Below are 12,367 nucleotides of genomic sequence, written 5' to 3' on the forward strand. Positions count from 1 at the left end.
TTGCTATCTTAATGGACGTGCGGCCCAAGTTTGTCTGCTGTGCCTGCTGTTAGAACGCTAATTAAACAGGCGCAGCCATGATTTCCCTGGTGTTGGCGCAGTATTAGCGCACCCCGGCCAGGCCGGGGTCATTTTTTATTGCCGCTCGGCGACCCAGCGTTTCAATACGGCGACGTCATGCTGCCAGTCCTGCTTCATCTCTTCTATCCATTCACCTACGTTATCCCACCAGGCCGGAAGATCGGAAGACTGGATTTGCTGCCCCAGTTGCTGCAAGTGGCGCAGGCCAATAGAGCCAGCCGCACCTTTAATTTTATGCCCCTCTTCGGCAATGCCTTTTTGATCGCGCGCGGTCAGGTTCGATTCCAGTACGCTCAGATAACCCGGCATCATTTTTTCAAAAACAGCGAGGCCATCGGTGATGAGCTTCGGCCCAACCAGTTCGATGTATTGTTCCAGCATCGCGGTATCCAGCAGGTCTTGCGTTTTACCATTATCCGCAGAAGTCACTCTTTTCTCCTCGTGGTCAGCAGTGTCCCAGAACTTCTTAATCATGGCAGTTAATGCCGGAACTGCCAGCGGCTTACTCAGCACGTCATCCATCCCGGCGTCAAAATATTCCTGTTTATCTTTCAGGACATTAGCCGTTAAGGCCACCAGCGGCGGCAGGTCTTCACGTGGATAACGCTGAGTGAGCTGGCGGGAGATATCCAGCCCGGTCATGTCAGGCAACTGAATATCCAGCAGGACGAGATCGTATTCACCCGGGGTAAACATCTCCAGCGCCGCCGCGCCCGTCATCGCGACATCGACGCTATTGCCCAGTTTTTCCAGTACCGAACGCGCCACAATCACATTCAGTTCAATGTCCTCCACCAGCAGCACGTGCAGAGCGGGCAGCGGCATATCATCATCGTCAAACGCATCTTCCACCTCTTCCGCCACTGCTGGCGCGTTTACCGTCAGGGTAAACACGGAGCCTTTTCCGGCCTGGCTGGTGACGGTGATATCACCTCCCATGTTTTTTGCCAGCCGCCGCGAGACCGCCAGCCCGATGCCGGTTCCGGTAGCAGGCTTACCGCCGTTGCTGTCTTTCACCTGATAATACATGGCGAAGATTTTGTCCTGCTCATCCTGGGGAATACCGATGCCGGAATCTTCCACTTCAAAATGCAGCATCTTGCCCGCATCGTAGCGAACGCGTACCGTCACCTGGCCCTGCTGGGTAAACTTCACGGCGTTGCTGATCAGGTTCCACAGGATCTGACGCAGACGTGTGCCATCCGTAATGACTTTATGCGGCAGCGGCAGGGTTGGCTCCATCACAAAACGCAGCCCTTTTTGATGCGCCTGCAGGCCCGAGAGGTTCTCCAGATCGGCCAGGAAACTGGTAAAGTCCACCGGCTGAATATCAAGCTTCACATTACGCCGCTCAATTTTATCCATGTCGATAATATCGTTAAAAATATTACCCAGCGTGACCGCCGAAACATGGATAGTTTTCAGGTATTTTTCCTGTTCATTCGTCAGCTCGGTATCCAGCAGGATGCGGCTTAGCCCTACGATGCCGTTAAGCGGCGTGCGCAGTTCATGGCTGATCGTGGAGATAAACGTGGTCTTATCGCGGCTGGCGCGCTCCAGCGCATCCTGATAACGCTTACGTTCGGTAATATCACGACCAAAGCCCATCAACCCGTGGCGTTTACCCACCCGGTCATAATAGGGTACTTTGCGGATTTCGAAGCAGGCTTTGCGTCCGTCGGGGTAATCCAGCCACTGTTCGTAGGTCAGCGAGACGTTATGGCGAAACACTTTTTCGTCAGTCTCAATCACTTTCTCTGCTGTTTCAGCGGTGTAAACATCCTGCGGCTTAAGGTTGATTAGCTGTTTTTCACTTTTGCCGGTGAGCAACTCCATCGCCCGGTTACAGCCGGAAAATTCTTTATCTTCGTTTCGATAGAAGACCAGATCGGGAGAAGCATCCAGAAAGGAGCGCAGGAAGGTAGACTGCTGCTCAAGTTGGATTTGTGTCTCTTCACGCTCTTTCATCTCGACTTTAAGTTGCTCGAAGGTCGCCTGGCGCTCGGCTTCTGCCTTTTCGCGATCGGCAATTTCCTGATTAAGTTGAGCAATGTTGTCCTTCATCTGGACATTCAGTTTGAGATCGCGCTCGCGCATCACCTCCAGCTTTTCGACCAGCCGGGACAATCGCTGTCGCGATTCTTCCAGTTGTTCAACGACCACCGATAAAAAATAGACCGCCCACGGTGTGATCAGAATGCCGAAAAAAATCGAACGAATGATGTCGATTTCCTCAACATGCCCACGCAGCACCATAGTCACCGCCATCTGCACGGCGATAGCCAGTACCACCAGCGCCAGCGCCAGTAGCAGAGAAAAACGTACCAGCCCCAGTTTCATCATCAGGTCGACGTAGTACTGCGCCAGTAAACGGATTTGTTTCATAAAAGGTTCCTTCACCCCAGCATCGCTCAATCATACCGAATTTTGGGCAACAGGTTGAAGTCTGGTTAAAAAATGTGGAGTCGGTAGGCGGAAGGATAAAAATAACGCCACCCGAAGGTGGCGTGTGGTTTAGTCCTGGTGTCTGTCTAACCAGTCACCGCTATCTATCAGCGTTAAGCCTTCCGTAGGCCGCTGATAAACATACATCCATGCACTCCCGTACGGGGTCTGGATCAACTGGCGTGCGTACTCGCCGCCCTTAGTGCGTAGCGCATCAAGCTCAGCAAGGGTTGCAGCATCGATTCGATAAACTTCCCCAAGTACCGTGCCTTCGCCGGGCACTGCGCCTGGATAGTGGCCCAGGCTATACAACTGGTAATTTTCGATGCTGTGATCGCCCAGCCACTGAGCGTTAGTCATCCAGTGGCTATTGCCTTGCTTACTTCGTAAACTGCCGTAGACAAATATTCGCATTGCTAAAACTCAAACTGATAGAGCAGGTCCAGTGCCTGGTCTATGCCAGACACCGCTTCAAGATATAGCTTAGGCATCAGTCGATAGCGTAACGTGAGAGTCGCCAACGAGTCAAAAATACCTACACCATATTTCACCTGTAGACCCGGCAGCACGTAACCGCTGACCACCACCTGAGAGGAGTCACCGACTCCCTGGGTGTCCAGCGCCAGATTGCTTACGCCAAATGTCTCCCCGATTTTACCCACAACCTGCCCACTTTGTGCAACCCCCAGACCGACTAACATTGAGGTCATTGCGTCGCTGTCGCTCTGTTCGCTGTCCAGCCCCTGACCGCGAAGCAGATAGGAAAGCGCTTCCTGCTGCGACATTGCCGGGTCCGAGAACACTTCCGCTTTCGGTTCGTCTGCGGTGCCGGTGACGCGAACGCCGGCAATCACGTCGTTCTCGGTCGATTCGGGGTTACGAATGGCTTCGATATTCAGTAGCGGCTGATCCGGCGGGCCAGAGAACAGCAATTCACCTTTACGCACAATCAAATCCTGACCGTACGCGTGGAAGCGCCCTTCCGGAATATTAATTTGCCCGTTCAGGCCCAGCCCCTGTTTATCCTGCGCCACTTTCAGATCGCCCGTCAGCCTGGCTTTCAGCCCGAACGCATCAAGACGCACGTTATTACCCACGTGGACCACCAGATTACTGTTGATCGGAATGGCCGCCGTTTTCGGCTCTTCAGGCTGCAAATCGTTTTTCAGCATCACTTCATCGCTGGAGACGCCAACTGCGCTCTCCGGCAGTTCGTGCACCACGATGCGCGCCCACGGCACGTCGGCGCTGCCGTCGAGCGTAAACAGCTGCGGCGTGGCGGTGAAGACGATATCCGGCGACACATCCAGGCGCACCATCGGCGGCACCGTGATGCGCACCCGGCTGCCTTTCGCCGCGATGCGGGCGCGCCAGTTGTCGATCTGGCTCCAGTCCGCATCACCATTCAGCGCGATTTCGCCCTGACGGGTGCGCACCACGCCCTGAAGCGTGGAACTCATGCCGTTAAAATTCATCGCCAGCTGGCTCGGCTGCATATCAAACGGCATAAAGTTGGCGTCCAGCTCCGCGCCGTTCAGTTGCATCTGACCAAAAAGCTGTGGGCTTTGCGCATTGCCTGCCAGCCGCAGGTTAGCGTTAAGCGTCCCCGCCGCTTTCTCACCGCGCGAGAAGATGGCATTGACCATCGCCAGCGAGAAGTTGCGGATATTAACGTTGCCGCCAAGATTGCGCTGCCCCTGCGGATCGCGGATCTGCACCTGACCATCAAACTGGCCGTTATTGGTCAGGCGCATCAGCCACTCCAGCTGCGCGCGGTTATTACGCAGCTCGGCGTTAAGGTTCAGAGTGCTAAAGGCGACCGGTAACGGCGCGTCGTTAACGATTTGCGTGACTTTTACATTTCGACCTGCCAGCGTGACGCTGCCCTGCGGCAGCCCCTCTTTGGTAGTGTCCCAGCTCACATCCGCTTTGCCGCTGAAGATCCCGCTGGCCTGGGTGGTGTCCGGCATAAACGGCTTCAGCATCGCTAAATCGAAGCGGTTGAGGTTGACCACCGCGCGCCCTTCCGCCCCGGCATCAATGGGTTGCGGCACGCACAGTTGCGCATTGGGATTGGTCCAGCAGTGTGGTCCGATACTGATTTTCTGTTCCTGATTACGGTAATCCAGCGCAATGGCGCGGTTCAGTACCCACGGGCCGACCGGCGTCTGGAAGCGTGTATTGCTTAATGTTCCTTTCCAGCGCTGTGCCTGACGATCAAAACTGCCCGTCAGATCCAACTGGCCGGAGACCGGATCGCCCTGCATACGTAGCTGAAGCTGATGCTGTTTTTCACTGCCTTTGGCCTCCAGGGTCAACAGCCGGACGTTAAGATCGCCCTGCGCGATGCGTTCCACGCGCACATTCATGTTTCCGGCGATCTGATCGGTGGATTTGATATCCCCTTCAATACGCGCCTGCGCCACGGAGAGTTCCTGCCAGCGCAGGCCACGGGCGGTGATATCCGCCAGTAACTGCGGAGCCTCCACGGTGCCACGGACTTTCAGTAACCCTTTGGCGGTGCCACCCAGTCCCGGCAGCGCGTTGTCCAGCCCCGGCGCGTCAATAGTGGCGTCAAGGTTGAGGTCTTTAACGCCAAGCTCGCCTTTGACGTCCGCGCTATTACGCCCCAGCGCCAGATGCAGTTTCGGGATTGTCCATTGCAGATAGCTGTTCCCTTTGACTGCGCCATCAACAAGCACTTTGTTTTGCTTCACGTTGCCGGTGATTTTCATCTCCGGGACGTCCATCTGCCAGCTACCGCCGTACAGGCTACCGCGCGTCTTAATCAGACCGTCGAGCTTCGACGGCCAGTCCGGGAATTCCTTCGCCGTGTTAATCCCTTTCAGCGCCAGTTCGCCGCGCCAGCTGATCGCCTGCTGCCAGTCGAGCAGCGCTTTCAGTTCGGTGGTGCCCTGGAGTGCGGCAACCGTCAGCTTATCCAGATTGATCTGCTGCTCGTTACCTTTGGCATCCAGCGTGATGGTTGCCGCAGGCACGTCCTGCCCTTTCACCGCCGTGCGGAACGACAGCGTGTAATCCGTGGCTTTACCCGTCAGTTTAAGTTTCAGGTTATCGGCCTGGTACTGCTTCTCACCGGTAAACGGCCAGTAAAGCTGCTGGCTGGTAATATCAAGATTGAGTGGCAGGCCGGCTTCAGCCAGGCGGGTTTGTCCGCGCAGCACCATATCCACAGGGCCGGAAAGATTGATGCCCAGCTCAAGCTGTTCACGCAGCGCGCCGCCGACTTTGATTTTCACCTTCTCGCCTTTCAGCGGATCAACGTTCAACGTGCTGTTAAGCGTAAGATCCACCGGCCAGTTATCGGCCAGCCGCGCGGTGCCAGTGGCGTTGAGCGTGCCCTGGTTAGAATCAATATCCAGCACATCCAGTTGGGTATTGCCGTTAATACTGCTGACCTTCAGCAGCATGGTATTCACCGTAATATCGGTATCGCCGGTCAGTCGTAACTGTTCGCCGCGAAATTCTTCGATATTCAGATTCAGCGGCAGATGAACGTCGGTCATTTCCGGCAGCACTGGCTTAGCGAAAAGGTCTTTTAGCGTTTCACCCAGCGGTTTCTCATCCGGCCGAGGATTGTCGATTTTCGGTTCCACGACCTCTTCCTGGGCAACGTCCGCCACTTTTGGCAGGGCGATCAGCAGCCCCTGCAACGAGGTGGGCTTGAAGGTCAGATCCTTGTCCTGCCATTCCAGTCCCGAGGAAAAATGCATCACCGATACCGTGGTATCGTCGATTTTAATATTGACGTTATTGAGTGCGATACGGCTTAAGGTAATGGGATACGGCGTGGAGAGATCGAGCGGACCGCTGTCCTCGTCTTCTTTCTGCGCGGCGGGCGGCATTTTTTTCGTATCCACCGTCACGTTGATATCCGACAGCGCAATGTCGTTAACACACAGGCTGCTCTGCTTCAGGCAGGCGAGGCTGACCGAAAGATGCACCTGCCCGGCGTTGACCGCTACGCCAGGCTGGTCATAGCGAATATTTTTCAGCGTCAGATCGCGCCAGCCGCCTGTCACCTGGCCGATTTGCAGCCCCGGCACCCAGCGATTTGCCGCGCTGAAGACCAAATGCAGACCGCTTTTTGTCCCCACCAGGAACGCGACGGTGCCCAGCAGCAGTACAATAAAAATCAGCACCCCGAGGCTTATCTTCTTCCATAAACTCATAATTCAGGCCCCAGACCGATGTAAAACTGTAAGTCGTGCTTATCTTTATCCCCTACCGGAACGGCAAAATCGAGTTTTACCGGACCGACCGGCGACTGCCAGCGCACACCGACGCCGGTCCCGGTTTTGAAATCGCTCTTGCGAATGTCGCTCACTGCCTCGCCGCTGTCGACAAACACTGCGCCCCACCATTTACCGGTAACGTTATACTGATATTCCAGCGATCCAGTGGCAAGTTTCGACGCACCTTTGAGTTTTCCGTCGCTGTCTTCCGGTGAAATAGACTTATATTTGTAGCCGCGAATGCTGCGATCGCCCCCGGCGAAGAAGCGTAAATCCGGCGGCACGCGGTCAAAGTCACCGGTTTCAATCCAGCCAAGATTGCCGCGCATGACAAAGCGGTGCTTATCATACAATGAGCGAATCCAGACGTTCTGCGCCTGGAAGACCGAGAAATCGACATCCGAACCCCAGGCCGTGTTGGAATAGTCGATAGAGTAGCGCTGGGAGTCGCCCCACGTTGGCATCAGGCCACCACGAGAGCGGGTACGGCTGATCATCACGCCCGGATAAAGCAGCATGGTGGTGTGGGTTTCATTACCCTGGGTAAAGTGATCGAGGCTCCAGCGCAGGTTAATGGCGCGCTGCCAGCCGCTCGACAAATCCCAGTAGCGCGACAGTGCCAGTGTGGTGGAATCAGCTTCGGTGTCATTCAGATCGGTACGCTTCACGCCGCCCTGCACCAGATAGTATTGCTCCAGCGGGTTCTTCAGCAGCGGCACTTTATAGCTGAAATCCAGCACCTGCTCTGGTGCGGAGATACTGGCGCTGGTGGTCAGGCTGTGACCGTAGGAGTTCATCCATGGCTTTTTCCAGGTGGCTTTCACGCGCGGACCGACATCGGTGGAGTAACCCACGCCAGTTTCAATGGTATTTTCCACGCGCGGCGACACCACGCCATGCAGCGGCAGCACTTTGGTTTTGCGTGCCTTATCAAACTCCGGCGCGACAATCACCGAGTTAAACCAGCCGGTCGCCGACAACCGGCGGTTCAGTTCCGCCAGATCCTTCGACTGGTAATAATCGCCCTCTTTAAACGGCACCAGATTTTGTAAATACTCATCGCGGATTTGCGAGTTTTCAAAGGTCACCGCGCCAAAGCGGTAGCGCTCGCCGCTGTCGTAGTCGATATCCCAGAAGGCCTGGTGACGGTCAAGCGCCACGCCTAACTGGCTTTTTTTGAACTCGCTGTCAAAGTAGCCTTTATGCAGCGAGACGTTGGTCAGCCCTTTTTTAAAACGTTCGTAATCACCGTGATTTAGCACAGTACCGGTGGCCGGGCGCTTATTGAGTAACTCAAGATAATCCTGATCGGTTCGTGCGCCGCCGCGCAGGATCACATTGGTGCCGCCAATACGTACCGGCTCACCGGCCGAGACGCGGGCAATCAGCACCTGGCGGCCTTTCTCCGGCGGCGGACGCAGTTCAAAATCAATGGTTGGCTCATAGTAACCCAGCGCCTTTAACCCTTCGCGGATGGCATCATCCACGCGCGCACGAAAGCGCTGGTCCGGCGTCACTTCATCGCTCTCGATGGTGGATAGCTGGGCACGAACGTTTTTTTGTAATTGGCCTGTCAGCCCTTCGACCTGCAAGCGAACATTCGCCGCGCTGGCCGCGCCGCTGAGCAGCAGTAAACTGGTCCAACATAACTGGCGGATCTGTGGCACATTTTCTCCTGAATATCCTTGTCTCCACCCCTACTGGAAACACACTGCCGCTCCATAGCGTAACAAAGTCCCAACAACAGGACTTGAAAAACAGACAACATCCCAAATATTTCTTATGTTTAAATCTAGACTGATTCAGCGTAGTTATTGTGTTAAAAGACACGCCTCGTTACAACCCTAACGACAATTTCTGTTTCGGGAGAACAGCATCATGAGTTTATTCGACAAAAAAGAGTTTGTTTCTCAGGCCGATGCGCTGCCCGGACGCAATACGCCCATGCCGGTTGCCTCGCTGCACGCGGTCAATCAACACTCGATGACCAATGTGCCGGACGGTATGGAAATCGCCATTTTTGCCATGGGCTGCTTCTGGGGTGTTGAACGTTTATTCTGGGTGCTGCCCGGCGTTTACAGCACCGCAGCAGGCTATTGCGGCGGTTATACGCCAAATCCGACCTACCGTGAAGTATGTTCCGGGGAGACGGGTCATGCCGAAGCGGTACGCGTGGTATACGATCCAAACGTCATCAGCTATGAACAGCTGTTGCAGGTATTCTGGGAAAATCACGATCCGGCTCAGGGCATGCGTCAGGGCAACGACCACGGCACGCAGTATCGTTCCGCTATCTATCCGCTAACGCCGGAGCAGGATAAGGCAGCACATGCCAGCCTCGAACGTTTTCAGGCGGCGATGCAGGCGGCGGGCGATACGCGCCATGTTACTACCGAGATCAAAACGGCCACGCCGTTCTACTATGCGGAAGATGACCACCAGCAGTATCTGCATAATAACCCGTACGGATATTGTGGGATTGGTGGAATTGGAGTGTGTTTGCCGCCCCAGTAAGAGGAAATCATTTACGAAAAGTCAGCCAGGGGCTGGCGGAGAAGTAATGGTAAAAACATGCACTATACCCTTGGGTTAGGGGTATAGTGGGTGATTGGTAGATTTTCCTATTAGCTTTAATATAAGCTGCTCAGATAATAAACCATCAGCCTTCAGCATAAAATGCAGAATTTTATGATGCTTTAGTCTTCCCGATAATCAGTCAATATCGACCGTACCACTTCCGATTACCACCCCGCCACAGTCAACTGCATCGCCTGTTCTGGCAGCGGGCAAGCCGTCAATAAATACCGTGGCAGAACCGCCCGCTATTTTACTCGGATGGGCGGATGTGACGGTCTGGAATGCGGCGTCAGCGGGTTACCCGTCCGGGCAGCTGTGGGTATACTAATTCCTTAATATTGACTATATGTTCAATGGTTTAAAAATATTGTAGAATCATTTTTACATTTAATACCCACTGACTAAAACTGGCGTAACTGCCAATTTTCTGAATAGCAGGATTAGCTAAAATATTGAACATAACATTATAATTACACAGCGTACCACTCCATAACAAATAGATGCCACTTAAAAATAAAAAACTAATTTTCAAAAAATTACTTCAATCATTTTTATAGAAAGAATGCAGAGCACTCCCATCAATCAAAACATTCACCTGATTAGTCCTTATTTCAAAGTAATCATCATCACTAAGTCCATAATACCCTAGCTTACTAAAAAAATCTTCTATATCAGGGTATCCAAACTCACAGGACCACCTAACCCTATCAATGAAGTCCACACTTTTACGTCCCTCACATGTGTATTGCCATTTCAGAATGGAAAAAAGAGAGGAAAAGATTGATTGTTCGATAAACCATTCATCCTTAACTATAGAATATTCCAATGTCCTAATATTATAACGCCGAATTCCTGGAGGAAAAGCATATGCGTCATTAAGTTTAACTGTAAAGTCGTATGTTTCTCCTGCACGGATCTTATGCCAACTTTTCTTCTCCTCCCCATCATCGAATTGGCAACGCCTACCAAGATAATCAAGATGGATACTATCTGCATTTATTGAAAAAGCGTTTCCGCATAATGGATAAAAATATAAATCTGCAGGTAACCTGTTACGATAAATATAAAAAGAATGAACACTTCCATTATAAAAAGTCACCATAGCTAACAAATTACCATCTTTTTGTCTCACCTTTAGACGAACATCTAATTTATATTTAGATTTATTGAATTCATTTTGCGCATCACTTAACTCATAATTATTGAATATTTTATTGGTAGAATAATCTAGATCGCTGAAATATTGCCAAATAGCGGGCGCATCATGCTTTTCGCCATCCCAAATAAGAGAACCGTAACCATACCGTGTAAGAAGCACTTCTTCGCTTGCTGAAGCATAAGGTATAAAAGATAGAATTAAAAAAACTACTAACGCACTGAAACCAAATAAAACATTTAATAAAAATACATGCTTAATTTTACATAAAAAAATATTTACATTGTGGTAAAAAGTAATCAAATGCCACCCCCTGAACTTACCTCATATGAAACATGTTAAGTTATTTTTCCGCCACTTTAAGGATTATTCATAACTACTATTTTTCATTCTCAACATCTGCCTTTTCTTCATCACTGAGGCCTAAGCAAAAATACTTTTCAACATTATATGCATTTTTAAAAACATACTGATTACCATTTTTTTTAGATCTTTAGCTGTTCCTAAATAATTCTTTTCTCTACTGAAACCACCTTTCGTTGGTATATCATCTGTTCCCATACCTCCATATTTTCCATTTTCACCAGACCGGTAATAATGAGATAACTCGTGGCAAAGGCTTGATACTTGAGACTCAACACCTGTAAGTGGCTTACATACAAAACGCTGAAATATATTTATTTTTAATGTAGTCTCATATAAATCAAGAGATAAAGATAATGTCTGATCAGCGGGTACATTTGCTGTAGCCCGATCGTCATCTGTTAAATTAACAAAATTACCATGAATCCGCTCATTACCGTTAACCGGATCCTTAACTTTTAAGTGTTCGCATATAACTATCATTCTATCAACACCCTCCTTCATAAACTGATAAGCTGTAATGTTTTCTCTTTTTTCAATGTAAGGATCTCTAGGCGTATCAGGATCTTCTTTTTTTGCTTTGTTTTTTTCTTCCTCACTATCAATAGTTATCACCGCATCATATTTCATACCAAATATTTCCAAAAATTCTTGTTTTCATTGCTCCCCCAATTCTCTATTTTAAGCATTTTCGCTCTTTTTTTAAGAATAATCATTTGAGCTTTCAAGGCCTTTGCCATCATTTTTTTGAAGTGATCAGTAACCTGGAACTCTTCTACACACTTTTCTGTATTAACAGTTTTTGCTGTCGAACTTTTTTTACCATTATTCATTTACGCCCCCCCAAAAGCATATCAATATTCTGACTTAATAATCTGACTTCTATTGTCTGCTTAGTGTCAGTAGTAAATATTTCTGTGTATCCGTCTTTATCTGTTTCTCCGCGCGCTTGCGTACCATTCTCAAAATAGGCGATATAACAAGTCTCCGAGTACGGCACCCCGTTATCATTCGTGAAATGGAACTGAAGGGTATATTTCCCCGGGTCGTCGTCATCGTCACCGGAGTCATCACCTCCAGAGCTAGCTGAAGCATCTCCTCCTCCGTTCCCGGCCCCGTTATCTCCTCCGTCGCCGTTATCCTCTCCGTCTTCTGAGCCATCCTCGTTGTCATCTTCCTCATCCGCCAGCACCGCCAGTACACCCGGCTGCATCACCCCCACCGGCGTCCCCGCACTCCCCCCGCCGTTCAGGTTTATCCTCGGCCCCGTGATATCCACACCACCCGCCTGAATGACGATGAATGACGCACCCGCCTTCAGGCTTATCTGACTGCTGCTCTCCAGCACGATGTCGCCCTCCACCTTTATCCCCAGCGCCCCGCTCACCTTCCTTGCCAGGTCTCCCTTCACCTCCAGGCTGTGCGTCCCCCCGACCCGGCTGATATGGTCTCCCGTCGTGCTCTGCTCCTGCTTCCCTTCCACCGTCAC

Annotated in this window: 9 protein-coding genes and 1 pseudogene; 1 reads left to right on the forward strand and 9 read right to left on the reverse strand. The window is 51.3% G+C overall.

Annotated features, from left to right (window positions below):
* Positions 1-135: 135 nt before the first annotated feature.
* The 4 genes from arcB to tamA all read right to left on the reverse strand — a co-directional run bounded on the left by arcB (position 136) and on the right by tamA (position 8,449).
* Positions 136-2,466, reverse strand: coding sequence for an aerobic respiration two-component sensor histidine kinase ArcB (arcB, locus tag CHU32_RS19980; RefSeq protein ID WP_103676746.1), 2,331 nt, complete (start codon positions 2,464-2,466; stop codon positions 136-138).
* Positions 2,467-2,595: 129 nt separating this feature from the next.
* Positions 2,596-2,940, reverse strand: a complete 345-nt coding sequence (locus CHU32_RS19985) for a gamma-glutamylcyclotransferase family protein (protein WP_103676747.1) — start codon at positions 2,938-2,940, stop codon at positions 2,596-2,598.
* A gap of 2 nt (positions 2,941-2,942) precedes the next feature.
* A complete protein-coding gene (gene tamB / locus CHU32_RS19990; RefSeq protein WP_103676748.1) occupies positions 2,943-6,719 on the reverse strand; it encodes an autotransporter assembly complex protein TamB in 3,777 nt (1,258 codons plus the stop codon).
* On the reverse strand, positions 6,716-8,449 hold the full coding sequence (gene tamA, locus CHU32_RS19995; RefSeq protein WP_103676749.1) for an autotransporter assembly complex protein TamA: 1,734 nt from the start codon (positions 8,447-8,449) through the stop codon (positions 6,716-6,718). The genes tamB and tamA overlap by 4 nt, the downstream gene beginning before the upstream one ends.
* Positions 8,450-8,660: 211 nt before the next feature.
* Here tamA and msrA point away from each other — a divergent pair, with 211 nt between their 5' ends.
* Positions 8,661-9,296, forward strand: coding sequence for a peptide-methionine (S)-S-oxide reductase MsrA (gene msrA, locus CHU32_RS20000; RefSeq protein ID WP_103676750.1), 636 nt, complete (start codon positions 8,661-8,663; stop codon positions 9,294-9,296).
* Positions 9,297-9,494: 198 nt separating this feature from the next.
* Here msrA and CHU32_RS20005 read toward each other — a convergent pair.
* From CHU32_RS20005 to CHU32_RS28630, 5 genes and pseudogenes are all read right to left on the reverse strand, one after another.
* Positions 9,495-9,673: pseudogene (locus CHU32_RS20005) on the reverse strand (PAAR domain-containing protein); the annotation flags it as partial.
* 227 nt (positions 9,674-9,900) lie between these two features.
* A complete protein-coding gene (locus tag CHU32_RS20010) occupies positions 9,901-10,818 on the reverse strand; it encodes a hypothetical protein (protein WP_103676751.1) in 918 nt (305 codons plus the stop codon).
* A gap of 120 nt (positions 10,819-10,938) precedes the next feature.
* Positions 10,939-11,508: a M35 family metalloendopeptidase gene (locus CHU32_RS20015; RefSeq protein ID WP_103676752.1), complete on the reverse strand. Its 570-nt coding sequence runs from the start codon at positions 11,506-11,508 to the stop codon at positions 10,939-10,941.
* Positions 11,505-11,711, reverse strand: coding sequence for a hypothetical protein (locus CHU32_RS20020; protein ID WP_103676753.1), 207 nt, complete (start codon positions 11,709-11,711; stop codon positions 11,505-11,507). The genes CHU32_RS20015 and CHU32_RS20020 overlap by 4 nt, the downstream gene beginning before the upstream one ends.
* The coding region (locus CHU32_RS28630) for a hypothetical protein (protein ID WP_245880245.1) at positions 11,708-12,367 on the reverse strand (660 nt) is incomplete at its 5' end. The genes CHU32_RS20020 and CHU32_RS28630, both read right to left, overlap by 4 nt.

Origin of the sequence: Superficieibacter electus (assembly GCF_002915575.1) — a bacterium.
Classification (GTDB): Bacteria; Pseudomonadota; Gammaproteobacteria; order Enterobacterales; family Enterobacteriaceae; genus Superficieibacter; species Superficieibacter electus.

What these genes read in the sequence shown, in the direction of transcription:
- msrA (WP_103676750.1), top strand. Translation starts at nt 8,661, where the DNA reads ATGAGTTTATTCGACAAAAAAGAGTTTGTTTCTCAGGCCGATGCGCTG.
- CHU32_RS20020 (WP_103676753.1), bottom strand. Translation starts at nt 11,711, where the DNA reads ATGAATAATGGTAAAAAAAGTTCGACAGCAAAAACTGTTAATACAGAA.
- CHU32_RS20015 (WP_103676752.1), bottom strand. Translation starts at nt 11,508, where the DNA reads ATGAAATATGATGCGGTGATAACTATTGATAGTGAGGAAGAAAAAAAC.
- CHU32_RS19985 (WP_103676747.1), bottom strand. Translation starts at nt 2,940, where the DNA reads ATGCGAATATTTGTCTACGGCAGTTTACGAAGTAAGCAAGGCAATAGC.
- arcB (WP_103676746.1), bottom strand. Translation starts at nt 2,466, where the DNA reads ATGAAACAAATCCGTTTACTGGCGCAGTACTACGTCGACCTGATGATG.
- tamB (WP_103676748.1), bottom strand. Translation starts at nt 6,719, where the DNA reads ATGAGTTTATGGAAGAAGATAAGCCTCGGGGTGCTGATTTTTATTGTA.